Source organism: Streptomyces sp. NPDC021012, assembly GCF_044333355.1.
GTDB lineage: Bacteria > Actinomycetota > Actinomycetes > Streptomycetales > Streptomycetaceae > Streptomyces.
On record NZ_JBIRQU010000012.1, the window covers coordinates 189,948 to 214,546 of the forward strand.

The 24,599-nt window shown below is 69.8% G+C and carries 22 protein-coding genes and 2 pseudogenes; 12 read left to right on the plus strand and 12 right to left on the minus strand.

Going from position 1 to position 24,599, the window contains the following annotated elements; translation table 11 throughout:
• Positions 1-73 precede the first annotated feature (73 nt).
• Positions 74-547 carry a diadenosine tetraphosphate hydrolase gene (locus ACH4TP_RS32145; RefSeq protein ID WP_398439895.1) on the minus strand — a complete coding sequence of 158 codons (474 nt, stop codon included), beginning with the start codon at positions 545-547 and terminating at the stop codon, positions 74-76.
• A gap of 56 nt (positions 548-603) precedes the next feature.
• Here ACH4TP_RS32145 and ACH4TP_RS32150 point away from each other — a divergent pair.
• From ACH4TP_RS32150 to ACH4TP_RS32175, 6 genes and pseudogenes are all read left to right on the plus strand, one after another.
• Positions 604-840, plus strand: a pseudogene (locus ACH4TP_RS32150) (LysR family transcriptional regulator); the annotation flags it as partial.
• A gap of 147 nt (positions 841-987) precedes the next feature.
• Positions 988-2,583: an FAD-binding oxidoreductase gene (locus ACH4TP_RS32155; RefSeq protein WP_398190639.1), complete on the plus strand. Its 1,596-nt coding sequence runs from the start codon at positions 988-990 to the stop codon at positions 2,581-2,583.
• Positions 2,584-2,723: 140 nt separating this feature from the next.
• Positions 2,724-3,377 (plus strand): class I SAM-dependent methyltransferase, encoded by a 654-nt coding sequence (locus ACH4TP_RS32160; RefSeq protein WP_398439896.1) that lies wholly within the window; start codon positions 2,724-2,726, stop codon positions 3,375-3,377.
• Between the two features lie 194 nt (positions 3,378-3,571).
• Positions 3,572-4,591 (plus strand): LD-carboxypeptidase, encoded by a 1,020-nt coding sequence (locus tag ACH4TP_RS32165; protein ID WP_398190645.1) that lies wholly within the window; start codon positions 3,572-3,574, stop codon positions 4,589-4,591.
• A gap of 73 nt (positions 4,592-4,664) precedes the next feature.
• Positions 4,665-5,180 (plus strand): NUDIX hydrolase, encoded by a 516-nt coding sequence (locus tag ACH4TP_RS32170; RefSeq protein WP_398190648.1) that lies wholly within the window; start codon positions 4,665-4,667, stop codon positions 5,178-5,180.
• A 677-nt stretch (positions 5,181-5,857) separates the two neighbouring features.
• A complete protein-coding gene (locus tag ACH4TP_RS32175; RefSeq protein ID WP_398439898.1) occupies positions 5,858-6,409 on the plus strand; it encodes a 2'-5' RNA ligase family protein in 552 nt (183 codons plus the stop codon).
• Here the strand turns inward: ACH4TP_RS32175 and ACH4TP_RS32180 are convergent.
• The 3 genes from ACH4TP_RS32180 to ACH4TP_RS32190 all read right to left on the minus strand — a co-directional run bounded on the left by ACH4TP_RS32180 (position 6,404) and on the right by ACH4TP_RS32190 (position 11,656).
• A complete protein-coding gene (locus ACH4TP_RS32180) occupies positions 6,404-6,550 on the minus strand; it encodes a hypothetical protein (RefSeq protein WP_398439899.1) in 147 nt (48 codons plus the stop codon). The two genes, ACH4TP_RS32175 and ACH4TP_RS32180, sit on opposite strands and share 6 nt — an antisense overlap.
• A gap of 199 nt (positions 6,551-6,749) precedes the next feature.
• Positions 6,750-7,568 carry an isocitrate lyase/phosphoenolpyruvate mutase family protein gene (locus tag ACH4TP_RS32185; RefSeq protein ID WP_398439900.1) on the minus strand — a complete coding sequence of 273 codons (819 nt, stop codon included), beginning with the start codon at positions 7,566-7,568 and terminating at the stop codon, positions 6,750-6,752.
• 200 nt (positions 7,569-7,768) lie between these two features.
• Positions 7,769-11,656: a hypothetical protein gene (locus ACH4TP_RS32190; protein WP_398439901.1), complete on the minus strand. Its 3,888-nt coding sequence runs from the start codon at positions 11,654-11,656 to the stop codon at positions 7,769-7,771.
• 132 nt (positions 11,657-11,788) lie between these two features.
• On the opposite strand from ACH4TP_RS32190, the gene ACH4TP_RS32195 reads away from it, so the two are divergent.
• The gene (locus ACH4TP_RS32195; RefSeq protein WP_398190659.1) at positions 11,789-11,980 is read left to right on the plus strand and encodes a hypothetical protein; all 192 of its coding nucleotides are present in this window, start codon (positions 11,789-11,791) and stop codon (positions 11,978-11,980) included.
• Positions 11,981-12,245: 265 nt separating this feature from the next.
• On the opposite strand, the gene ACH4TP_RS32200 is transcribed toward ACH4TP_RS32195, so the two are convergent.
• The 6 genes from ACH4TP_RS32200 to ACH4TP_RS32225 form a co-directional block, all read right to left on the minus strand.
• Entirely contained in the window at positions 12,246-12,968 is a 723-nt protein-coding gene (locus ACH4TP_RS32200; protein ID WP_398439902.1) for a type I-E CRISPR-associated protein Cas6/Cse3/CasE, read from the minus strand.
• Positions 12,965-13,813 (minus strand): type I-E CRISPR-associated protein Cas5/CasD, encoded by an 849-nt coding sequence (cas5e, locus tag ACH4TP_RS32205; protein WP_398190665.1) that lies wholly within the window; start codon positions 13,811-13,813, stop codon positions 12,965-12,967. Before cas5e ends, ACH4TP_RS32200 begins: the two co-directional genes overlap by 4 nt.
• Entirely contained in the window at positions 13,810-15,168 is a 1,359-nt protein-coding gene (locus ACH4TP_RS32210) for a type I-E CRISPR-associated protein Cas7/Cse4/CasC (RefSeq protein ID WP_398190668.1), read from the minus strand. The genes cas5e and ACH4TP_RS32210 overlap by 4 nt, the downstream gene beginning before the upstream one ends.
• Positions 15,165-15,749, minus strand: coding sequence for a type I-E CRISPR-associated protein Cse2/CasB (gene casB, locus ACH4TP_RS32215; RefSeq protein ID WP_398439903.1), 585 nt, complete (start codon positions 15,747-15,749; stop codon positions 15,165-15,167). Before casB ends, ACH4TP_RS32210 begins: the two co-directional genes overlap by 4 nt.
• Positions 15,746-17,359: a type I-E CRISPR-associated protein Cse1/CasA gene (locus ACH4TP_RS32220; protein WP_398439914.1), complete on the minus strand. Its 1,614-nt coding sequence runs from the start codon at positions 17,357-17,359 to the stop codon at positions 15,746-15,748. The genes casB and ACH4TP_RS32220 overlap by 4 nt, the downstream gene beginning before the upstream one ends.
• A 794-nt stretch (positions 17,360-18,153) precedes the next feature.
• Positions 18,154-18,813, minus strand: coding sequence for a rhomboid family intramembrane serine protease (locus ACH4TP_RS32225; RefSeq protein WP_398439904.1), 660 nt, complete (start codon positions 18,811-18,813; stop codon positions 18,154-18,156).
• A gap of 87 nt (positions 18,814-18,900) precedes the next feature.
• Between ACH4TP_RS32225 and ACH4TP_RS32230 the strand changes: the two are divergent.
• From ACH4TP_RS32230 to ACH4TP_RS32250, 5 genes and pseudogenes are all read left to right on the plus strand, one after another.
• Positions 18,901-19,028 (plus strand): annotated as a pseudogene (locus ACH4TP_RS32230) (DNA mismatch repair protein MutT); the annotation flags it as partial.
• 1,065 nt (positions 19,029-20,093) lie between these two features.
• Positions 20,094-20,351, plus strand: a complete 258-nt coding sequence (locus tag ACH4TP_RS32235) for a type II toxin-antitoxin system Phd/YefM family antitoxin (RefSeq protein WP_389234959.1) — start codon at positions 20,094-20,096, stop codon at positions 20,349-20,351.
• Positions 20,348-20,599 (plus strand): type II toxin-antitoxin system RelE/ParE family toxin, encoded by a 252-nt coding sequence (locus ACH4TP_RS32240; protein ID WP_398439905.1) that lies wholly within the window; start codon positions 20,348-20,350, stop codon positions 20,597-20,599. Before ACH4TP_RS32235 ends, ACH4TP_RS32240 begins: the two co-directional genes overlap by 4 nt.
• Before the next feature lie 471 nt (positions 20,600-21,070).
• Positions 21,071-21,322, plus strand: a complete 252-nt coding sequence (locus ACH4TP_RS32245) for a hypothetical protein (protein ID WP_389234968.1) — start codon at positions 21,071-21,073, stop codon at positions 21,320-21,322.
• Positions 21,319-21,696, plus strand: coding sequence for a hypothetical protein (locus tag ACH4TP_RS32250; protein ID WP_398439906.1), 378 nt, complete (start codon positions 21,319-21,321; stop codon positions 21,694-21,696). The genes ACH4TP_RS32245 and ACH4TP_RS32250 overlap by 4 nt, the downstream gene beginning before the upstream one ends.
• A 1,374-nt stretch (positions 21,697-23,070) precedes the next feature.
• Here ACH4TP_RS32250 and ACH4TP_RS32255 read toward each other — a convergent pair.
• Positions 23,071-23,709, minus strand: a complete 639-nt coding sequence (locus tag ACH4TP_RS32255) for an HAD family hydrolase (RefSeq protein WP_398439907.1) — start codon at positions 23,707-23,709, stop codon at positions 23,071-23,073.
• Positions 23,710-23,926: 217 nt separating this feature from the next.
• The coding region (locus ACH4TP_RS32260) for a transposase (RefSeq protein ID WP_398439908.1) at positions 23,927-24,599 on the minus strand (673 nt) is incomplete at its 5' end.

The following is a 24,599-nucleotide window of genomic DNA, read 5'->3' on the forward strand; positions in this document are numbered from 1 at the left end:
TCCGCCACGGCGCGCAGCACCCAAAGTCCGTGAACCCCCCCGCACCACCACCGACCGGTACCCCCGGCCGCCGTCAGGCACGCAACCGGTCCAGCTCACGGCCGATCGCCTCCCTCACCCCATCGTGCTGAGGCCCCAGGGCGAACCGCCCCTCGCTCCACCGGTCGCGGGGATAGCGCCACACCGGAGCACCCGCGACCTCGGCCGGCTCCCACGCGAACCTCGGCCACACATGCGCATGCAGGAACGGGTCCTTGTTCCCCAGGATCTCCAGATTGACCCGCCGGAACGCCGGATCCAGTTGCCGGCAGGCCCGCTCGACCGCCTCACCGAGCCGATCCATGTCGGACAAGAACGCCAACCGCCGCCCGCGCGGCAGATCCGACAACCGCTCCACACCCGGCTCGTCCACCAGGAGAACCGAATACCCCGGCAGGAACTGCACATCACCGATCACCGCGAACCCCGCCGCCAGCCGCCGCAACACGGTCGGGTTCTCACCCCTCAAAGCCGCCCCGACCCGGTCCCTACGCCACCCCTCGGCCATGACCCCAACCTACGCCGCCGCCACCCCACCGCCCGGCCGCTTCGCCGTCAGCCACCTGGAACGGCGGCGCACCACGCCAGGGCCCCGTGGCGCGCGCCGCCCAGGAACGCCTCCAGGCCGTGCCGTGGAACAGCACCATCGGCCTTGCCCCTCTCGGCCACGACCTCCCCGCGGACCTGACCGCGGTGCCGCTGCCCGCCATGCCGCCCAGCCGGGTGGCGGCAGCGCACAACGAAGCCGACACCCACCCACTGATCCGCTCCTTCACCGACACCGCGGCCGCCGCCTACCGCCACGGAACACCGACCACCCCCGCTGCCGCCCCGCCCCCACGGGCCCGCCCGTCCGCGCCCCGACGCAAAAGCCCACCACGGGGAACCACCACCCCCTCATTCGCCCTCTGTCTGAGCGACAGCAGAGCATCGTGAACGGAGGCCGCCATGAACCGGCGCACCCTGCTCGCAGCGGGTACCGGCTACACGGCAGCGGCCATCGCCTCGACGGCAGGCCCAGGCAGCACCCAGGCAAAGACCACCACCCCCGGCGGGCACCGCCCCCCAGGCCCCACATCCCCTACGGCCACCACGGCCGGCAGCCCCCCGGCCGCACCCCGCCCCGCCGACTGGTCCGCACTCGGCAGGGGCCTCCAGGGCCGTCTGATACGCCCGGGCGACGCCGACTACGCCACCGCCCGCCAGCTGTACAACACCCGCTTCGACACGCTGCGCCCCGCCGCCGTCGCCTACGTCGCCAACACCGCGGACATCGCCGAGTGCCTGGCCTTCGCACGCCGCAACCACACCCCCGTCGCCATCCGCAACGGCGGCCACTCCTACGCCGGCTGGTCCAGCGGCACCGGACGCCTGGTCATCGACGTCTCCGCGCTGAAGTCCATCCGCAGCGACTCCGGCAGCGCCGTCATCGGAGCCGGCGCCAAACTCATCGACGTCTACACCCAGCTCGGCGCACGAGGCGTCACCATCCCCGGCGGCTCCTGCCCCACCGTCGGCATCTCCGGCCTGACCCTCGGCGGCGGCCACGGCGTGGTCTCGCGCGCCTACGGCCTCACCTCCGACAACCTCACCGGAGCCCGCATCGTCACCGCCGACGGCAGGACCCTGGAGGTGTCCAAGGACCGGGAGCCCGACCTGTTCTGGGCACTGCGCGGCGCGGGAAACGGAAACTTCGGCGTCGTCACCGAACTCCGGTTCCGCACCCACAGGGCCGCCGACGGCGTCACCGCGCACATGACCTGGCCCTGGTCCAAGGCCGCCGCCGCCCTGCGCTCCTGGCAGGAATGGGGCCCCGCCCAGCCCGACGAGATCTGGTCGGCACTGCACCTGTCCGCCGTCGCCGGCCGGACGCCCACCGTCTCCATCAGCTGCTTCTCCCTCGGCACCTACGGCGCTCTGCAGAACGCCGTCGACCGACTGGCCGACCGCCCCGGCGGCCCCGGCGCCGCCTCCCGCATCACCCTGCGCCGCCGCGGCTACCTCGACACCATGCGGATGTACGCGGGCTGCGCGACGACACCCACCGCCCAGTGCCACCTGCCCGGCACCACCCCGGGCCGGCAGCCCACCGGCGTACTCCAGCGAGAGACCTACGCCGCACGCTCGGACTTCTTCAACCACTCACTGAACACCACCGCCATCCGCTCCCTGCTCGACCAGCTCGAACGCCACGGACGCAGCCACAACGCCGGCGCCGTCTCCATCGCACTCACCGCCCTGGGCGGCGCCGTCAACCGCGTCTCCCCCCAGGCCACCGCCTTCGTCCACCGCACCTCACGCTTCCTGGCCCAGTACACCGCCTCCTGGCCCGCCGGCCACGCCCCCGGCCCGGCGACCACCTGGCTGGACACCACCCACACCGCGATGCGCCGCCACGCCTCCGGCGCGGCCTACCAGAACTACACGGACGCAACCCTGACCAACTGGCGCTCCGCCTACTACGGCCCGGCCGCTGCCCGGCTGACCGAACTGAAGCGGCGCTACGACCCGAACAGACTCTTCGACTTCCCCCAGGCCCTGTGACCCGACGCGAGCCGCCGTCACGGGATCCCGCCGGTGCCGCGACCGCACACGACCACCGGCACGGTGCGACGGCCGGATACCGCCCGGACCAGCCGAAGACGACGCCCCAGCCCGCCAGCCACCTCCCCGGGGTCGCCGACATGGCTGAGCCCTCCTTCCTGACCGCCGTCCGCGAGTCGTACGACACGGTCGCCGCCGACTACGTCGAACGCGTCCCGCCACCGGCCGAGATGGACCCGCTCTCACGCGCGATGCTGGCGGCGTTCGCCGAACTCGTCCGCACGGCCGACCGGGGCCCGGTCGCCGACCTGGGGTGCGGCCCCGGCCGCGTGACGGCGCACCTGGCCGGCCTGGGAGTGTCCGCCTTCGGCGTCGACCTGTCACCGAAGATGATCGAGCTGGCCCGGCACGCCCACCCCAACCTGCGGTTCACCCAGGGCTCGATGACCGCACTGGAGACGAGGAACGACGAACTCGGCGGCATCCTGGCCTGGTACTCCACCCACCACACACCCCCGCGGTGGCTGCCGGCGGTGTTCGCCGAGTTCCACCGCACGCTTGCCCCCGGCGGCCACCTGCTCTGGGGAGACTACGTCGGCGACGAACGGCTGCGCCCGACCCACGGCTACGGCCGTCCGGTGTCCTACGAGTCCTACCTCCTGCCCCTGGACCGCACGGCCGGCCTGCTGGAACAGGCCGGGCTCGTCATCACCGCGCAACTGCAACAAGAGCCCGGCGGCCGCGCGAACAGACCCCACGCCTGCCTCCTGGCCCGCAAACCCCCAACGCCCTGACACGGGACGCGTCCTGCACCCCTCGCAGGAAAGAGAGGCACCGGGCTCCCCGGTCCCCACGAAAGCGGCCCGGCCGAACGCCCGCAGCACACCGCCACAGGCCACGAACGCTCCTCCCCGCACCTGCGCCGGACCGGCCGGCCGGCAGGCGAAAGCCGCATGCCCCTCCCCGCGCCACCGGCGACACTGACACCATGACCGGTACCGCGCCACCCCACCTGCTTCGCCCGCGCGCCCTGAGGCCAGGAGACCTCGTCGTCATCGCCTCGCTGTCCGGCCCACTGCCGGCCGCCCACGACCCCCACGTCGCGCAGACGGCAGCGGTGTTCCAGCGAATGGGATTCCGCGTGCGGCGGGCTCCACTGCTCGAAGCAGGACGCCACCACTGGTGGAGCGCGGCCACCCCGGCCGAGATCGCCGGGGAACTCAACGCTCTCCTGCGCGATCCCGAGGTCCGCGCGATCGTCGCCAGCGACGGCGGCCAGGCGGCGCTCGGCTACCTCGACCTGATCGACATCGAGGCGATCAGAGCCGACCCCAAACCGATCCTCGGCTACAGCGACATCTCCCTGCTGCACCTGGTACTCCACGCCCGCACGGGTCTGGTCGGGTTCCACGCCGACATGGCCGTCCCCGGCTTCGGCGGACACTGGCAGTCCGCGCCCGCCGCCCGCCAAGCGGAACTCGAGAAGCTCTACTCCAGCCTGCTGACCGGCACCGAGGCGATCGGCACACTGCCCACGAGCCCCTCATGGGAGTGCTGGCGCCCCGGCCGCACCGAAGGCCCGCTGATCGGCGGAGTGATCAACCGCATCGTGCTGGCACAGGCGACACCTTTCGCGCTGCCACCCGAACGGTTCGACGGCGCGGTGCTGTTCTGGGAAGAGACAGGCGGCCTGGCCTCGTACGTATGGAGCTATCTGCAGGTGATGCGACACAGCGGCATCCTCGACCGGATCTCCGGCATGATCGTGGGCCTTCCCCACCAGATCAACGGCCTCGAACCCGGCGCTTCCCCCACCCTCCCCGAGATCGTCCTCGACGTCCTCGGCAACCGCGACATCCCCGTCCTGGGCAACGTCGACTTCGGCCACGCCGGCCCGAACCTACCGATGCCGGTCGGCATCCACGTCGCCCTCGACGCACAACAGCGGACGCTGTCGCTCCTCGAACCGACAACAGCACCGCACCCCATGCCCGAACCGACCAACTGACTGAACCCCACACATCAGCGAGCCGACGCCCCCCCGCAACCGGGACCGCTACCGACGAAGGGCATACCACCCCGTGCACGACGAAACACCCTTCCACCGCATCAAGATCCGCGTCGCGGCACTCATCGACAACGGCGACGAGGTCGCCCTCATCAAACGATCCAAGAACGGCACCGAGCAGTACACCGTGCCCGGCGGCAACGTCGATCCAGGCGAACCGATCCCGGCTGCCCTCGCCCGCGAACTCAAGGAAGAACTCAACCTCGACATCGAGCAGGCCGACGCCGCTCCCCGCTTCACATGGCTGATCGACGCCATGGTCAGCCGCCCGGGAAACACCCCTCCCCGCAAACTCCACCTGGTCTTCCGCCTGACCATCAGCGACCACGTCCGAGCGACCCTGAACCCGACGGAACACGACGACACCGCCGGTGCCGGCGAACTGGTCTGGCTCCGCCGCCAGGAAACCCACAACATCACCCTCTTCCCGCCCGTGCCCCTCGCGGACCTCGCCACCCCAGCCGCCGACCTCGAGGCCGCCGCCGCTCTCCTACCGGCACTCGACGACTCCAACTACCGCTGGATCTGACCCCGCGAAAGACAGCGCGGCCAGATACCCGGCCGTGGCAGGACGGCCCCATGCCGAACCGAAAGGGCGATGCCGCGTAGGCGCCCCAAAGCCGTCCGCGCAGAGCGATGGCGCCCACGACGGCACTACCCGGTCCTGAAGGTCCACAGCGTCTCCGCGCGGACCCGTGCAGCGATCCGCAGGATCGAAGACCAGGAGATGTGGCCCAACGCCGTCGCCCATGCGCTCCGCCACATCGAGTGGGCCTTCACACAACCCGGCCGCTACCTGGACGCCTCCGCGTTCTGCCCACCCGGGATAAACGATGCCCGTGACGACCTGGAGCAGGCGATGCGGCACCTTCCCCCGGGCGCCCAACGGGACCTGGGCCGACTGATCGCACACATCGACGAAGAACTGCAGCGCCGTACCCTGCCAGAGCCACACCACACCGAGTTGGCGCCGTTCGGCTGGTGGTGGACCAGAATGCGGGAACGCTGACGGACCGGACGCGCACACCTCCCTTTCAGCCGAACGAAACCGTCACCCTCCACGACCGCTCCCCAAGATCCGTACCAGAACCCCGCCCTCACCCCTTCTCGGTGGGCTCCTCGTCGGCCTGTCCGGGGATCGGTCTTGATCGTTCAGCAGAGAAAGCGGCCGCGAGGCGCGCGGGGAAGGCGACATCATGCGGTGGCATGGCAGACGACAGCAGCAGCGCGTTTCATACAGGCCAGACGGGTCTCATCATCCAGATCCCGGAGGCGGAGCCAGCCGTCCGCAGGTGGCGTGAACGGCTCGACCCCTCGGCCCGGGCCGGGGTGCCGGCCCACGTCACCGTGCTCTTCCCGTTCCTCGACGAGAGCCGGACAGACGCGCTCGTCCACTCCGCCCTCGCGCACGTCCTGGGAAGCCACCCGTCCTTCGACCTGCGGTTCGAAAGATGCGGACGGCTCCCGGGAGTCTCGCATCTCGTTCCCGAGCCCGACACGCAGCTGCGGCAGCTCACAGAGGCGATCGCTGACCGATGGCCCGAGGCCCCGCCCTACGGGGGCCGGTTCACTGAGATCGTGCCGCACCTGACCATCGCCCAAGGCCAGGAAGACGCCGTCCTGGAAGACATCGAGACCGACCTGGCAGGCAGCCTCCCCTTCACCTCCCACGTCTCGTCGGTGGAACTCATCGTGTACGACGGCACGAAGTGGCAGGAACGAGCTTCGTTCGCACTCGGGGAACGAAGCCGCTCATGAGGCTCGGCTGGTCCGCCGCCCGTCAGCTGCGGACTCCAGCCAGCCGACCGACCTCGTCTTCGCCGGGTTGCAGAGCACGAAACCGCCCTCGGTGACGCGGTCCGCCCCGTAGCAGCGGCAGCGCAACCGTTCGCGGATCATGCGGAAAGCTCCCCCAGGCTGTCTGTTCCCCGTGCCTACGGGGGGCCTCTGCACTGTATGGGCGACGAAGACCGGGCACTGCGGCTATGAAGAAAAGAGGGGGCGTCTGCGGCTTGGCGCGGAGAGCAGCGCCTCCTCGCGGCACCGCACATGGCGGGCGAGCTCCGGGAGCCCCCTTCCGGCGTGTCGGTTCGCGCGGTCAGCGCGGACCGAGGAACAGGTTGTCGAGCTCGGGAAAGGCGATGGCGCCGGCGAGCGGGCGGTAGTCGCCGGTGTCGTACAGCCGCTGCGCGGCGTGACGGGCGGCGGTGTAGGCGGTCCGGGCGACGCCCGGACCCAGGCTGACGCGGGCGACGCCCAGGCGGCCCAGCTCGGCGACGTCCGGTGCTCCGGGGCCGGCCATGATGTTGACCGGGACGGGGATGCGCGAGGCCAGTTCCGCGATGGTGGCGGGATCGGCGACACCGGGCACGAAGATGCCGTCGGCGCCCGCGTCCACATACCCGCGTGCTCGCTCCACCGTGTCCTCCAGCCGAGCGGCGGGGTCACCGAGACCGAACAGGTACGTGTCGGTACGGGCGTTGAGGAAGAGGGCCACGCCCGCTCGTTCCCCCACGGCCCGGGCGGCAGTCAGCCGTGCCCTGAGTTCGGCCGGTGGACGAGTGCCGTCCTCGACGTTGATGCCCACGGCACCTGCTTCCACCACCCGTACAACGATGCCGGCCACGCCGGCCGCGTCCTGCGCGTATCCGCCTTCGACGTCGGCGCTGACCGGCACGTCGACCGCCGCGACAACGCGGGCGATCAGGTCCACCACCCGGTCGGGAGAAAGGGCTTCCCCGTCGGGACGACCGAGCGCCCACGCGATCCCGGCGCTGGTGGTGGCGATCACGGGCGCCCCCGCAGCCTCGATGACACGGGCACTCGCCACGTCCCAGGCGTTGGCGAGCGCGAGAGGACGCGCGGAGTCGTGGAGGGAGCGGAAGAGCAGGGCCTTGTCCACGCGCGCTGCGATCATGCGGTCAGCCAACCAACGACCCACGCCTCCTGTCCGGCAGGAACCCGACATCGACATCACCCGGCCCTGGCACCCCTCTGCCCAAGGCGCTCCGCAACCCACCCCCCCATGCGCCGCACAGCGACCACCCCGAAACAAGCCCCCAAGCGCTCCCAAGACCCGGCAGCATCACTTCCCTGCGAAACGGGCGTTCTCGTCGTTCAGCAACAAACGTCCTCGCCTCCAGAAGCGCGGTGGTGGACCACGGCGATGTCGCGGATGGCGGTGACCGCTTCGGGGGCGAGGCGGGGCAGGATCGGGATCGCGTGATGCCAGCCGGCAGTGGTGAGGGCATGTCGGAGGGGGTTAACGGCGGCTTGGGTGGCGGGAGGTGTTGCCGGGGTTGTTTTCAGGGCCAGGTGCTGGATGGTGCGGGTGAAGAGGCCTGCTCCGCTCGGGTCGGGGACAGGACAGGGACGGACCGGGACGCGGGTGAGGTGCGATGCCATGGCGGTCAGCGCTATCGCTCGGTGTTGCGGGGCGGCGGGTAGTGCGGCTACCCGCTCGGCGCTGACTGTGTCGCCCAGGGCCGCGTGGAGTACTGCTAGTGCGGCGATGGGGAAGTGCTCGGTGGTGCGGTTGGCCATGTCATGTGCCAACCAGTCCAGTTGACGACCGGGGTCTTCTCCGGACCCGATGCGCAGGAAAGCCTGCACGAGGACGTCTTCAGGTTGCCAGGATTGCGGGCTGCTTCGCGTAGCCTGCGCACGCGCTTCCTCCCACGCCGTGTCGAAGAGCTGCCGCTGCTCGGGGGGCAGGCGGTCAGCGGCAGGGAGGAGTTCGACCAGGCGGGTCAGCAGTCCCTGGCTGCGGATTGCGTGCCGGGTGGCGGCCAGGCGCTTCAGCAGCGGATGGATCAGTTCGCCGGCTGTTTCAGGGGCGAGCGCGGCGAGGTCGGTGGCGATGGCGATGCGTGCGGCTCGGTCGGTCTTTCGCCATGCGGCTCGTTTGCCGGCATCGTCTGGCCGGCCGTGCTGCGCGATGAGGTCCAGGACAGGTTCTACTTCGCCTGCGCAGGCCAGCGCCTGGGCCGCGTAAGGCCAGTTCGTGGCGGAAATGGCGGGGGATGCGGCCGCACGGGATGCTTCTTGTGCATGGTGGCGCGCCGTCTCCGCCTGGTGGCAGTCGGCATAGGCCATGGCCAGGGCGGCGTGTACGCGCAGCCGGTCGGTGGGGTGCTGCACCAGGTCGAGCAGCGGTTCGGCGTCGGCAGCCGGGTCGGTGCGGATGAGTGCGCCCGCCAGGTCCGGCAGCCACACAGGACCGCGCCCCTTGCCAGGGCCTGACATGGCCAGGAGAGCCAGAGCCTGCTCCAGATGGTGCTCTGCCTCATCGTTGGCACCGCGGTCGGCCAGGCGGAAGGCCTGCTCGGCGATTTCGGCGGCTTCGGCGAAGACGTGATCCTCGTCCCCGCCGGGAAGGGGGTGCCCCGACTCGTCTGCGGACTCTGAGGGAAGGAACCGGTGTCCGAGCTCCCGTACACGGGCGATGGTCTTTGGCGATGCCCCGACATCGGTCAGGGCCTGGGAGAAGACAGCAAGCGTGTGCCGGAAACCGAACTCGGCATGAAAGGCGTCTGCCGCCGACAGCCGACCAGGATCCACGGACAGGACGTGCTCGAGCTGCCGGCATGCTGCGGCCACGAGTTGCTGGGCCTCCACCGGCCGGGACTGCGCCACGAACGGGGCCGCAGCCGCGACCACGGAGACATTCTCCAGCGTGGGCGCTGCCTCCCACACCTCCCTCACGTGTGCCAGGACGCGGGCATGAAGGCGCTCGGCGCGGTCGGGGGCCGCGGAGGCCACCGTCTGCCAGAGCTGGACGGCACCGGCCGCGGCGGACCCGTCGACCGGGTCCTCGCAGGCGAGCTGCTCAGCTTGGTCCTCCAGCTCCGCCAGAAGCTCTTCAGCCTGCTCGGGATGGTCCGGTGTCAGCAGGAGGGCCGCCCGCGCCCAGGCCTCGTTGCGGGCCGAACCCGTCCCCCGTGTGGAACGCAGCAGAGCGAGGCCCCCCGCATGCTGCCGGAGGCTGTCGGGCTGCGGGGAGCCGCTGCTTCTGCCAGGACGGCCAAAGACCCCGGAAGCAGGCCCGCCACCCGTCCCTGGAACTCGTCGGCCGGCGGTGCCCCGGACATCACGGTGGCCCGGTGCCTGGGCGGTCTCCAGCATCACGAGCGCCACGTGCGCGGCTGCGGCCTCTGCTTCGTCGACGGCCCAGCCGAAGGATCCTGCCTCCCTCAGAGCGGTACGCGCCCACTTTTCGGCCTCCCGGACGGTGTCGGCGGCCTGCTCGTCGCCTGCGGCCTGCAGTACGCGCGCCACGTCGGCCAGGTTCAGGGCCCTGTCGACGGCGCTTCCCGACGCACCTGCCAGAGCACGGGCCCGTCGCGGGTCGCCGAGCCGGGCGACGGCCCGCGCCACGGGTGCGGGTAGCGGCCGTACGTGTGGCAGCAGCAGCTCCCGGGACATTGCGGTCTCTGCGGCCCGGCTCGGCGAGGACGCGATCGCGCCGGGCGGCGTGAGTAGATCGAGGTCGCGGAGGGCGACATCGGGCCCGGACCGCTGGGCGAGCCGGAGCTGACGTCGAGGGTCGAGGACCAGCGTCGCGAGCCTGTCGGGAGCCTTCTCTTGTACGAGACGGGTGTAGCCGGTGAGGAGGTAGTTCGGAGTGTTCTCGGGCCATTGCTTCTCCTGCCAATGCCGGGCCCAGCGGTGCAGGTCGTCGACGCATTCGTCCAGGAAGGGCTCTCCGAGCTCGTCGCCCGCTGCCGCGAGCAGTTCGGCATGGGCCAGCACGAAGGTCTGCCTGCCCACCTCCGCCTCCGCATGGGTCCGTACGTCCAAGGGAAGGAGATCGGCCCGGGTGGGCGTCACGGAACGCCGGGCCACTGTGCGGAGGTTCTTCTTCACCTCACGCGGCGTGCAGCCGACGAGATGGCCCAGGTCCGCCCCGCTGAGGGCGCCTCGCGCCGAGACGAGCAGGCCCAGAAGGCGCTGACCGATGCCGGGATCGTCGAGCAGTGCGTCCAGTTCCGTCAGTGCGGTGTCGCGGATGATCCGTGCGTCGGGCGAGTCGGTCAGCCACCGAACGACGGCGGGGTTCCGCAGGGGATGGTCGGCCACCAGTTTCGTCGGAATGCGCGGGTGGGGCCGCCCCGAGACGATGACACGCATGCCGTGCGGCGGGGCCTTGGGCAGCAGTCCGGCGATTCCGTGACCGTCCAGTGCGGCGTCGGCATCTTCGTCGAGCCCGTCGACGATCAGCACCAGACGGCGACCACGTTTCTCGCACTCCTGCGCTGCCACTTCGTACCACGGGTCGAGAGTCGGCTGTCCGGGATCCAGCGGAGGGCGGCGCCGCTTCCCTGATGCGACCGCCAGCTGCTCGCCGATCACCCGGATGAAGTCTTCACGGCGATCGGTGCCCAGACGCCCCGAGACGAAGTGGTGAGCGAAGTCGACTCCTGCCAGCATCTGGTAGCGGCTGGCGAACCAGGCCAGCAGTGCGGTCTTCCCCGCCCAAGGCCCCGCCTGGTACCACAGATAGTCGCCTTCATCCCGATGGCCCGTCACGAATTCTGTCAGTTCGCCCAGTTCCCGCTCCCGCCCCACGAACTCGCGGGGGAGAACGTCCCTGAGGGCCGGTGACGGCCCGCCCAGCAGCCGCCCCGGAGACGTGTCGTTGACCCGGGTGCCGTTGCCGCCCTGTTTCCTCTTGCTGACGTCCTGGGCGGCACGGAGTCGTGCCGCCCAGGTGCCCTTCTTCAGCCCGGCGTAGCCGGGCAACCGGAGAGCCGCGTGGCGTTCCAGCTCGGGGATCAGGACCTGCAGTACGAAGGCCACGTGCTCCGGCTTGCGGGGGACCCTCTCGCCCCGAAGCCACGGGCTCAGGCTGGAGATGCCCACTTTCCTCTCGATGCCTTCCGGCTTCCCGCGGAGCGCAGCCAGTTCGCCGAGCGTCAGCGCTTTCCCGCCTGCGGCTTCGTACAGCTCCCTGAGGTCGTCCTCGAAGGTGGGCGTTGCGGAACAGTTCTCTGGAATTTTTCTCATCTTCCTTCTGACCTGCACTTATGTAGCCGCTTGGGTTCGTCGCCCGGTTCTGGAAGCGGCACGGAAGGCGGATACCTGTGGGACCGAGCCCGGTGGAGAAGACCACCGGGCGACCATCCCAAGGGGATCCCCATGTCCGTCGTGCTGACCGTCCTGGAGTCCGTGTTTCAGGAAGCTGCCACGCTTTCCGCCGCCACCGGCCTCGCCTACACCAGTGCCGTCGTGACGGTGGCGGCCTCCTCGGTCCTCTTCCGCAACCCGCAGCGCCGACGCGACGCTCGGGCGACGTTGACGATCCTGATGCGGCGCGGCGGGAAGCGGTAACACCTGGGGACCTGGTCCTGGAGGGGCGGATGGGCTTATTTTTGGCCCTTGTCGAGTCTTCCCGCATGCGCGGGGATGGACCTCGTTAGGAGCAGATGCTCCGTGGCTCCCGCATGTGCGGGAATGACTTTCCAACCGGCGTCCGTCTCCTGGAGCAGCTGCTGTTCCTCAAGACAGGGCCGGCCGGAGGTGCACCCTGCTGCGGGGGCCGGGGTTGTCCATAGACAACTCCGGCCCCCGCAGACGTTTCCTGCCGAGATCCACTTCAGCGGGTCAGTATCAGCCCGCAGCTGTAGGCGCGGGCGTGACCCAGGCCGTTGGACAGGACTCCCACAAGGGTGTCCGGGTCGGTGACGGTGAGGGAGCCGCGGACCTCGGCGCGGCCGATGCGGACCGGTTTGCTGCGGTGGGCACTGGAGACCGTCGGCAGCATACGGATGCCCAGCGCCTTGGGGTCGGCGGTGGCGCCGATGCGGGCGACGCCGTCCTCGGCGTTCGCCGCCTCTCCATCGGCCTGGAGGCGGCGGATGAACCAGCGCTTGACGTGCTCCGGTGTCGTGTGCGCGGTGCGGGTGCCACGCGTCTTCTCCGGGGCGGGTCCGCCCGACGGCCTGCTGCGGGTCGGGTTGACGACCGCACGGAAGCCGACGACTTCGCCGGCTTTGAAGGTGCGGTCGACGGTGATGAGGTGGGGCGCGGTGGTGAACGCATCACGCGGGATCCGGGACCAGTCTCCCGGCACCCTGGACTGCACGACCAGAACGAGGGCCGCCGCCCTCAGGTCCACCGACCATGTCGACAGGACGCCCATCTGGGCGCGTGCCTGCGGGTCGCCGTCCTCGACCCAGCCGCGGAAGCCGCTCATGACGGTGCGGTGCATCTCCTGGGCATCGACCAGGGATTTGGCGACCAGCGGATGGCGGGCGTCGAGGGAGAGGACGGAGTGGGTGGCGACGAAGCGGGCCGTCGAGGCCCGTGCGCTGTTCACGGAATGATGTCCCATCCGGTCGCGGTCGGGGCAATGGTGATGCGTGTACGGGTCTCCCAGCGCGTGGCATGAGCCCGGCGGGCGGGATCGAAGCTGACCGGCTGGTCGTTCACCTGCAGCGCACCGCGGGTGCCCGGCGGTGCCTGGATCCACGCCCAGGGGCGCCGGCCCGAGGTGTCGGGTCCTTCGGGGCCGGGGAGCAGGAGTTTGGCGGCGAATGCCGTGGCGATCGTGCCGGGCAGGATCTCGACGGCCAGGGTGCCGGAGGGCGGGCAGGATTTCCTGCCGAGCCACAGCAGCTGCTTGGGGTGCTCCAGGGCATGGGCGATGTCCTCCAGCAGCGCCTGGTCCTGGTGCTGGAGGCCGACGACGAACGCGGCGTCCGACAGGTACCAGCGTTCGGTGACCATCGCCGTGCGCGACAGCTCGGCCGAGACGAGCGTCCCGGAGAGGGGGTCGGCCGTGATCTTCTTCGGTGCCCCGTACCAGCCGGCCAGCTCGTGGTGTCCGAAGCTCGGCCCACTGGCCGCTTCCATGCTCGCGGCGACGGCCGCGGCACGCCGGTGGTCGGTGATGACGTCCCGGGGCCGCAGCGGAAACCTGCCGGCGCCGACCGTGTGGTAGTCGCGTACCGGGGTGCCCGGGTGGTCGGCGCGGACGCCGAAGACGAGCGCGGCGAGGTCGTCCACCGGGTCGGTCCGGTCCCGGCCGAGGGCTGCTGCGCACAGGCCGACGACCGCCGACTTGGTGGGGCGGACGTGGCTGTCGCGGTGGGCGAACCGGGACGCCACCCCCCAGGACTGCAAGGGGGCGGCGAGCCGCACGAGCAGGACGTGCGTGGTCACGCCGTCAGCTCCTCGGCGGAGGACACGATCATCGCGCCGGTGTCTTCGAGGGTGCCGAGGAGTTCGTCGATCTGCGGGTCATAGGTGAGGACGCGTCCGGCTTTGATGTCGGGGCGGCGCCGGCTGACGAACGCGTGATGCTTCAGCAGCCGCTTGACCGCGGCCGGGCCGGCGGGGCCCTCGCCGTCCTTGTCCACGGGGTTCTCGTCGATGGGGGCCTGGAAGGCGGCCGCGTAGTTGTACGGGCGTTCGCCCTCGAAGGCGAGGACCAGCGCGGGCAGCGAGCCGGTGGAGGCGGTCGAGTTCTTCTTCGCTTCGGGGAAGGCGTCGACGAATGCGGTGACGAACTCCGCCTCGGCCGCGACGGACGCCTCCTCGGCTTCCTGCGCGGTCATCCCGGCCGCCTGCAGGTTCCTGCGCAGCTTCAGGCGGTCGAGGACCGCATGCCGGTAGAAGGTTCCGGTGATCAGGGACTGATAGCCGGTCATGCCGGCGCCGGCGTCGTCCGCCGCATCGAGGAAGTCCAGCGCGTTCTTCTTGCGGTCGAGCTTTGCGTCGTCGGCGGCGGCGTAGAAGTCGTCGACCTGTTCCGCCTCGTGAACGGTGAAGGCGTGGCTGCTCTGGACCGCACCGTCGACATTGGGCGAGTCCGCGATCTCGGCGAGGAAGCGCCCGTACAGGGCGATGTCGATGGCGTCGCGCGGAGCGAGGGCGGTGAGGACCGCGGCGCGGGTCGCGCTCGGCACTGCGGGCAGCTTGGCACCGGGCGCGGAGGTCTCGGCGGCTTCGTCCGCATCCGGCTCGTCCTGCCCGGCGCTCTTACGAGCGCCCTTCTTTCCCTTGGCCGCAGCGGCCGCAGCCTGCACCGCCAGGTACTCCTCGGTCCAGGACCGGACTGCCTCGGCCTGCTCGTTGATATGAGCGGCAATGCGCGTACCGGCGTCCGCGGGGGCGAACAGCAGCACCTTGGTCAGGTTCGCGACGGTCTTCTTGGCGGGGTCCCCGAACTTCAGGCCGGTGGCCTCGATGACGGCGCGTGCGGTGCGGATGGCTTCGTCCGCCTCCCACCCGTACTCGGAGGTGAGGGCGCGTGCGGTGATCAGCGCCCACTCGCGGGTGCGGACACCGGTGCTGCGGCCGGCCAGGGCGCCGATGCCGGCGTTGGCCCGGTCACGGGTGTGGACGCGCTCGGCCCTGCGCCGGGCCTGGCTTGTGATCATGTGCCGTTCGGTGCCGCCGTAGACGATCGACTTGGGCGCCCCGTTCTCGTCACGCACGGGGAGAACGGCCACCAGGGTCTCCAGGAGGTGCAGGGAGAGGAACTGGCCGCCGGTGGAAGAGACGTTGCTGGTCACGTGGTGGAATCCTTCTGAAGAGAGGCGGCGGCGGTCGGGAGGCTGGGGCGGGCGGCGGCAGCCCGGGCGGCAGGCATGTGGAAGGCCACCCCCCACTCGTAGGGCACACGGGCCTTGCGGTCGTGCCACCGGTTCAGGTCGTCGACGAGTCCGGCCCAGGAGGGGGGCTGTTGGTCACAGGCCCGCAGGCGCGCGATGGCGTGCTGCAGATGGCGCCACGGGATGCGGCGACTGGACACGATGCGGTCGACGAGCCGCGCTGCGCCCGGGTCGTCGGGTCCCCGTCCGGTTCCGCCGCCGATGCGGCGGGCGGCTTCACCGAGACTGCCGTAACCGAAGGCGGGCTTCGACCGCCCCTGGTGGTAGACGGCGAACAGGAAGGCGACCTGACCGTAGACCTCGCGCTGGGCTTCGGTGGGGCTGTACCAGAGGGCCCGGAAGTGGGGCTCCCGCCGGATGCGGGGGCGCCGAAGCTCGGCGAGGCTCGCGTAATCGTGGTTGTGGACGAGACTGGCGAGCCACGCCGTGAGCGCGGCGCTGCTCTCACTGGTAGCGGCGCCTGCGCCGGCGTTGGTGGTCATGAGGTCTCCCCTCGGAGTTCGGCCGGGGCCTTCGCCGTGGTCAGCTCGTCGTCGAACCGCCTCAGCGCAGCAGCCCGGGTCTTCGCCCCTTGCGAGTTCCTGGGCAGTGAGTCGAGGCATTCGGTGAGGAACCTGCGGGCGGCGGTGGCGACGGTGGCCGCGTACTCGTGGAGGGAAGCCTGAACGTCCTCTCCCAGGGTGGTTTCCTCCATCAGCAAATCGAACGGCTCCCGCGTCGCCGCCCAGTGCTGACCGCGGGCGTCGAAGCGCGCGATCTGGTTGTTCTTGTCCGCCGGTTTGGGATTCGGGTACGCCACGTTCCAGGCCGCGTAAGCCGCCTTGTACAGGGCGCTCGCCACGAACTCGGCGATGTCCGAGCCTCGATAGGAGGCCAGATACAACCTGGCCTCCAGGCCGGGGGCGAACGGGAAAGTGCCGTCGACCCACGCGATGGCCGTGGTCTGTTTGGCCACGAGCCCGACGGTCCACAGCTCGATGCGTCGCGCGGGCTGCTGGCCGGGCTCGGGAGCGACGTCCTCGGCCGGGAACAGCGCGAGCCTTCGGTACAGGGTGCTCCCGTCGTTCCCGCCCGCTGCGGAGCGCGCCTCGGCCACGGCCGCGTAGAGGGCATGGGCCTGCCGCCAGACGGCTCGGGTCGCCGAAGCCCACAGCGGCTTGCTGGTGCCGTCCGCCCTCTTGGCGTACACGGCGTCCTGCAGGTGCTCCTTCGTCAGCGAGAGCAGCTCTCCCGCGCCGAGCAGCACCCGGTCCACATGATCCCCCGAGGGGGTCGGACGGAGCAGGACCGACCGACCGAGACAGCTGTGCAGGTCTGCCGGACCGGTGACCGGACGGCCGCTCGGTTTGGCCTTGAACCCCCGCCTCTCCATGCCGGAGGTCCAGGTGCGATTCAGCCGTCCGGAGGGCCCGGAAACCGGAGCCAGATTGAGGCGCAGCGTCTCGCCCAGGCTGTCCCCGAGCGCGAGTACCCGGATCCGGGTGCCGAGGCGGGTGGCGGCAAGGTTGGTGATGGTGGCGCCGAGGGTCTCCTTGCCGGAGATCCTGGCACGGCCGGCCGGCCCGTACACGTGCTGGGTGAGCATGGCCCGGAACGCCTGGGCGACCGGGAGCGGGCTGGGATGCTCCAGATGATGGTGGTCGAAGAACTGGTTGTAATCCCCGACCCGCTCGATCACCAGCTGCGCAGGTCCCGCCCCGTGCTCGTCGAGGAACGGAGCGAGCAGAGAGTTCTGCCCCAGCGGCTCCACGGGATGGAACAGGTCCCAGACCTCGTCTGCGGGGCGCTGAGCGAGCCACTCGGCGGCAGGCCGGAGAGCGTTCTTCTGATCCACCCAGGCAGGCCACTGCGCAGCCGACTTCGGATACGTGCCGGAGGCGTAACAGATGGCCAGCAGGAACTCGATGACCGCGATCTTCTCTCCCGGCGTGGCGCCTTCCACGCTCCGCAAGTCATCGGCATCGTGGAGCAGATCCACCAGACTCAGGTCGACAAGCCGGTCCTCCAGAGTCAGTACCGGGATGCAGGGGGACTCCCGGGGATCCCATCGAGGGCGTAGGCCCTCGTCGTGCAGGGCCCTTAATTCAGACACGCTACTGTCGTTCTCCTCTTGCTCATAACGGTTGCCTGCTCGAACGCGACAGGACGCTAGCACCCCGGATCCGCCAGAGTGACAGCTTCGACGAATCTCTAGAACGCTGCCCACAAAGGCAGTTGGAGGACGCTCCGCCGCTGCGCCCCTGGACGGTCTCACCTGCCCCCACGCGCTGGGCCAACTCGTCCTGCGAGCCTGAGCCGGCACCGCACCGGCCCGGACTCCTCCCGCACATGCGGAAGGGATGCCCCCCGCCCGCCCCAAAGGGAGGACCCCACCTGGACTGCTCCCCGCGCCCGCGGAGACAGCCCCTCAGGCGTGGCCGCGAACAGGGGAACGCGGCACTGCTTCCTGCCCCCGCGGGAACGGCCCCGGCATCTACGAGACGGCCCGCCAGTACGCCGCTGCTCCCCGCTCACGTGGGGATGGGCTCGAGCCTCGGGCGATGGCGGCGATGGCACTGTACGTGCGGTACTGCTCCTCGCACCTGCGCGGGGACGGCCGTGCTCTCTGTCGGCCTCGGTGGGCGTCGTGCCTGGTTGCCGGTGGCTGGGGTTGTGGTGGGTGTTGCCCGGGTCGGGGAGGCTCTCGGCCCGCTGTCCCAGGCGAGGGGCATTGCTGGGAGGGGCATGGCGAGTATGGGGGAGGGGCCTTTCGAACCTTCAATCCCTGTTTCCGGCATCTGAGGGGATGGTTCGGATGGCGAGAGAGGATGCCGATGGCCCGCCACTGCCCCCTGCCCGCGCGGGGATGGCCTGGGGGACTGTCCGGCCGCCGGCCGCCACGCCGACTCAGACCGCCAGGGGCGCGCGGGCAGGAATCGCCAGTCCGACCCCCAGCACGCTGCCGACAAGAAGGCCCACGCCGTGGTTGTCGGCAAGAAGGCAAAGGACAAGACCCGCGGCGGGGACGAGGAGAGCCACCCGCCGCAGGGCGACGACGCTGCCGCGCACCGCGTACCAAGTGGCGAGCGCGCCCACGAGACCGCAGATCGCCACGGAGTCCCCGCCTCCTTGAAGGCTCCAGCCGCCCATGCTCACCGCCTGCGCCGCCACGCCACTTGCCATGAAGACCAGCAACGTCCGCCAGGAACCGAACTGCCGCTCGGCGAGCGGAGCGACAACCGCGAGCGCGGCCAGGTTGAACAGGAGCTGGAACCAGCCTGACGACTGCACCATCAAGGCGGTCACGGCTCGCCACCACTCACCATGAGGATGCCGCCCGAACGCATCGATCATGGCAGGGACAGCCGTCTGGACCACACCGAGCACCACCATGACGACCACCAGCCCCGCGGCCGCTCTCGGAACGGGCTGCCGCCACGCCCGCAGCAACGCCAGGGGCGGAGACATCCCCTCGCCGCCCTTCGTGGCGAACATCGCCAGGAGCTGGAACCCCGACACGATGACCACCACCGCGCACCCATAGAGCAACACACTGTGCATGTTCATGACCGAACCCTGCCAGACGATGCAGCTGCCCGACAGCCACTGCCATGCGAGTGACAACCGCACCGCCCCTGCCCGGACAGCGTCGCGATCTCGGACGAGAGCACGGAACTCCGCTTCGTGGACCGGCCGAACCGGCTTCCCTGCCCATACACCACACCCAACGCCTGCGCATTCAGCACTCCTTGGAGAGCCGCCCCGCCCCTCACCTCGGCTAAACACTCTCCGACCACTCCCAACAGAGCCCTACACGGGTACGGGGCGGTTTCGGGAGGGGCTGGTCCCCTCGGAGCATCCAGCACGAGACGGGAGCGCAGGTCGTGGAATCTGCTCCCCCTTCGCGCGGGGATGATCCCACGCGCCGAGCCGGAGGAATTCCCCCGAATTCCTGCTCCCCGCCTGCGTGGGAACGGTCGGCGTTTCGGTCGCTCTGGCCGCTGTGTTGCGTGGGGCGCGGTGAGTGCTGCCGGTGCACTGACCATGCCTGCGGTTTGCTTACCACCGCACGTACCATGGCTGTTCCCCGCACCCGCGGAGGTGTTCCCTCGGACCGAGCCGCCCGCCAGACCACCGGACACTGCTCCCCGCGTCCGCGGGGATGGTCCCCACGCTGCGGTCACCCACCACGCGTCACGCACCTGCTCCCCGCGTCCGCGGGGATGGCCCCCGTCGAGGTCTGTGAAGGCACCGAATACGAGCCTGCTCCCTGCACCCGCGGGGATGGCCCCCGCGACGGTGTCGCCCCCGAGACCCGCCTCACCTGCTCTCCGCACCCGCGGGGATGGTCCCGACACTAGGAACAAGCCGATTATCGGCCCGTTCTACTCCCCGTATCTGCGGGGGATGGTCCCATCATTGCGTACAACGCTGCGGACTCCATCGACTGCTCCCCGCACCCGCGTGGGATAGCCTCACCACCAGGTTGCCCGTGGTGATCTCGATGAGCTGCTCCCCGTGTCGGCGGGGATGATCCCCGGGGCGACACGGCTGGCGGGCAGACCCGCACCTGTTCCCCACGCTTGTGGGGATGGCCCCTCGACGGCGCCCCTCAAGGTCGGTGACACCGCCTGCTCGCTGCACCAGCGGGGGATTGTCCCCAGTCCAAGTACGTCGCCTTCGAGGTCGACAGCTGTTCCCCGCGCCTGCGGGGAAGGTTCGCCAGCCCTGCTCGCGGGCCATGCGAGCGGTATCTATCCCCGCCCTGGGGGGGTAGTCCTCAGGTTGGGTTCCGGGGTCTGTTGTTTCTGCTGCTGTCGAGTGGCGTGAAGTGTACAGTTCTGTACATGAGTGAGATTTTGCCGATCACCGAGGCGCGGGCGAGGTTCGGGTCCCTGGTACGCCGTGCTTCTCATGCGCGGGAGCGGATCACGATCACCGATCATGGTCAGCCGGCGGCTGTGCTCATCAATCCTCAGGAGCTTGCCGATCTGGAGGACGCTCTGGCTCTGGCCCGGTACCGCGAGCGCCAGGCGGCTGGGCAGGCCGGTGCCGGTGTGCCTCATGACGAGGTTCGTGCCCGGCTCGGGCTGGAGCGTGGGTGACGTACGAGATCGTCTGGGACGAGGCCGCGATCGACGCGGCCGCACGGTTCCTCAAGGATGACCCGGACGGCCTGCAGCAGCTGATGGACTCCATCGACCTGCTTGCTGATCAGCCGCGTCCGGAGGGCAGCGCCGAGTACGGTTCCCCGGACCTGCGCCGGATGCACGTGGGCCGGTACTGGGTCCTGTATGAGATCACCGAGGCCACTATTACCGTGGTGGTCATCCATATCGGCCGTGTCGGCTGACACGGACACAACGGCAACGACTCCCCACGCTGCACGGGCGTTTTAGGCGCAGGTCCTCCATACAGCCTGGCCGGCGTTCCGCCTCCTCCGCGCTCGGGGGGCGGGGTGCTACGCCTGCTTCCGGCCCTCGCGTGACTGGTCCTCTTGGGCGGTCTGGTCTGCTGAGGGCGCCGTGGGGGTTCAGCGTAGGGGAGCGGTGCCTGGTTTGCTGGTTTCTGTGAAAGTGGTTCAAGTGACTTTGCATGTGGGGTAAAACTGCAGGTCACTGAGTCTGCTCCCCGCTCCTGCGGGGAGGGTCCCAGCTCGAAGCAGAGCATCACCCAGCCCCTCCGTTTCGTTGGTCGGTGGCGGGAGCAGCTGTTCTTGGTCTTGGTCTTGGTGTTGGTGCGGTGCGGTGCGGTGCGGTGCGGTGCGGTTGTTGTGGGCTGGTTTTGGGTGTCGGCGGGTTTCTACCGGCGGTAGAATCGGTGTATGAGCAAGCCGACGAGCATTAAGACCAGTGAGGCTGTCCGTGACCGGCTGCGGCTGCTGGCGGAGGAACGCGGTACGACGATCACCGATCTGATCGAGGATCTCGCGTCGAAGGAGCTGACCGCGGCCGAGCGGGAGCAGCGCGCGGCTGAGGCGGCGCGGGAGCTGGGCGTGGAGTTCTCCGAGGAGGTCCGGCGGGCCGGGCAGGACGCTTGGGCGAGGGTCCGTGCTCATCAGGGCCGGGCCGCGTGAATCTGACCGCGGTTCTCGACCACTCCGCGCTGATCGCCCTGTACAAGGCGGATCCGTTCTTCACCGGGTTGTACATCGAGGCATCCCGCGGCACCGGACGCATCCTCGTGCCCTCCCTGGCCGCGCTCGCCGCCGAGCGGCGGGCCCCGGGGGCCGGCAAGCACGCCACCCGGCTCCGTTTCTCCGAGAGTGTCGCCTTCACCGCGGAACACGCAACCGAAGCCATGGCATGGCCCGACGTGGAATGGCCGGTCGCGCACGCGGCGGCCATCGCATGGAGGGCGGCTCGTGAGGGCGAGCCCGTCACCGTCCTGTCGCTGGTCCCGGGCCTGTACACGGCCACGGGGATCGTCCCGCTCGATCCCACGGCATAGCCGCACCGGGGATGGTCCGCGCATTACCGGGGACATCCTCGTTCAGGGTGTCTCCTTCCCGCACATGTGGGGATGGTCTCGTTCCGTGCGACCCGAAGGGCGAGTGGACGACCTGTTCCCCGCGTCTGCGGGGATGGCCCTGGCCGGGGCTACGCCGAGCTGACCTTCCCGGACTGCTCCCCGCGCCCACGGAGATGGTCCCGGCAACTCCGCACGGCTCGACGCCTACCTGGGCTGTTCCCCGCGCCTGCGGGGGATGTTCCCTCCGCCAGAGCAGAAGCCACTTCGAAGCCACCCTGCTACCCGTGTCTGCGGGGATGTTCCTGTGACAGGCCTCAAGTACGGCCGAGTAGAGGTCTGCTCCCCGTTCGCGCGGGGATGACCCCGACAATCAGGTCTCCGTCGTCGAGAAGGTTTTCTGCTCCCTGCTTGTCCGGCGTGTACGCCTGTTGTTCCCTGTCGGCGGAGTCGGTCACTTTCGGGAATCGACTGTTCCCTGCCTGCGCGGGGATGGCCCCACTGATATCGAGGGCGGTGACGGCAAGGGAGGCTGCTCCCCGCACCTGCGGGGATGGCCCCCGGTTCTCCGGCCCCGGCTACTACAACTGCTCCCCGTGCCCGTGGGGATGGTCTTTGGTTGCCGGTGTTGGCGGCGGCCGACCCGGACTGCTCCTGCGTCTGTGTGTGGGGCCGGTCGTTTCGGTTGCTGTGTTCTGCAGTGGGTGGTGAGTATCGACGGGTGTACTGACCGTGCCTGCGGGGATGGTTTTGTCACCCTGTCCGCGTGGCAGGGCAACGGTTCCTGCTCCCCGCACCCGCGGGGATGGCCCCACGATGGACCGGCGCTGGAATCGTCTCGAACACTGCTCCCCGCACCCGGGGGGATGGTCCCCACCGCGGCTGCGGTGTCTACATGGCGTGGCAGGCTGTCGCACTGGCCGGCGCTCGCGCTGCTCCCCGCCTGCATGGGGAGGGTCCCATCTCGTGGCGCCAGAGGTTCCGTGAGTACGCCTGCTCCCCGTCTACGCGGGGATGTCCCCATCCCGGCAGTGAGCCCGGCAGCAATCGGTATCTGATCCCCGCGTACGCGGGAATGGTCCGATGGCTTTGTTCACGGGTGGCGACAGCGGTTGTTCATGGGTTTGGGAGGCACCCCGATCCACGGTCGGGTGATGTTCACGAGTTTTGGGTTCTGGCACAGATTTTGGGGAGCCGTCGCGGCGGGTGACGGTGTCGTTCGATTTGCATGGGTGATCGCGAACCCGCCAGCCCGGTTTGATTCGACGAAGACCTTCACAGGTCCCCGTCTCTGCGTGGCCATCGGCGACGCTTCAACGCCTGGCCGGCAACCGCTGAAGACCGGCCAGGCCGACGTCATCCGAGCGGGACCCGCCCTGGGGCCAAGGGCCCGCCCTTCAGATGAGCCGCGATGCGCGTGACGGTCCGGGTGTTGTCCTCGAACAGATGCGCCTGCATGCCCGCCGCCTGGGCGGCCTCAACGTTGATTGCGACATCGTCGATGAACAGGCAGTTTTCCGGCCGCACGTCCAAGCTGGCGCATGCGGCCTCAAAGGCCCGCAGGTCGGGCTTCTCGATGCCGATTTCGTGCGAGTAGACGATCTGCTCCACCAGTTCGTCGAAGCGATACAGCTTCGTCTCCCGCTCCCGGGCGCCGACGAAGCTGTTGCTCAGGATGCCCAGCCTGCAGTTTCCGCGCAGCCCTCGCACATAGTCGATCAACTCCTCGTTCGGCGTCCCTAGATACTCCGTCCAGAGATCAGCCATGAAGTCTTCAACCTGGGGGGCGTTGAGTCCCAATCGGGCCGCCACCTGTTCGTGCACCTCGCGCTCGCTGATGCTCCCGACGCTCCCCGCCCGCCACACGTCGTGCATTCGTTCGCGGACAGTGCCCAGCGGCAGTTCCAGCCGCTCTTCCCACCGTCGCACCCATCCCGTTTCCGGCGTGATCTCCAGCACGCCCCCGATGTCGAGAATGACGCAGGTCGCGGTCACGCGAACTCCCCCCTCTTCGTCCTGGTCTGACCAGCAGGCACAGACCGCCCGCTCATGTGATCGACTCAGACACTGTCGCCTTTCCCTCTGGGGCAAGGTCAAGCGATCTTCGAAGCTGTGACAGCCCTGTCGCAAGCCGCCGACCCGACTCGCTTGAATGAGCGGGTGCCTTCAAAATGTCGGTCTGCCACAGATCTTGGGGAGCCGTCCCTGACCGTCACTGGAGGAGGATCATCTTGCGGAGTAGTTCGAATCCGGCTCGGCCGTAGAGCTGCCGCTTGATCTTCTTGATGCGGTTGACGGCGCCCTCGACGCTGCCCGAGCTCCAGTCGAGAGTGAGCCCGGCGGTCACGGCGTCGAGATCTCGGAGCAGGTGGAGCGCGAAGCCGGTGAGACCGGGGAGCTGGCTGGCTTCGACCGCGTCGATCCAGACAGGGAGTGTGGCGCCGAGGCGGCCCGTGAGAATCTCGCCGAAGTCGCGGACATGTCCGGCGGCCGCGTCCAGTTCGGGACAGCGGGCCAGGACCTCCTTCAGACCGACCCGGTCTTCCTCGGCCAAGGTCGCGGGGTGCCGGGTGAGCCAGCCGGTCACCTGCCGCACCGTCGGCGGCCGGGGCGGCGCCTCGGACGGAGCGCCGCGCAAGGTGGCGATGTAGGCGCGGACCATGCCGTAGGTGACGGGAGCCTGTTCGGCGACCAGCTCGCCGTGGAGCCGGGTGACGCTGGTGCATCCCTCGGCGAATCGTCGTTCCAGGTAGGGCTTGTAGGGGTCCAGCCTGCTGGGCCGGGGCAGGTTCTCGCGGATGGTGTCCTGCCAGCGTGCGGCGTTCGCGTACCGGAGGACGGTGTTGAGGCCCCAGCCCAGGTGCCGGGCGATCGCCCGGCGTGAG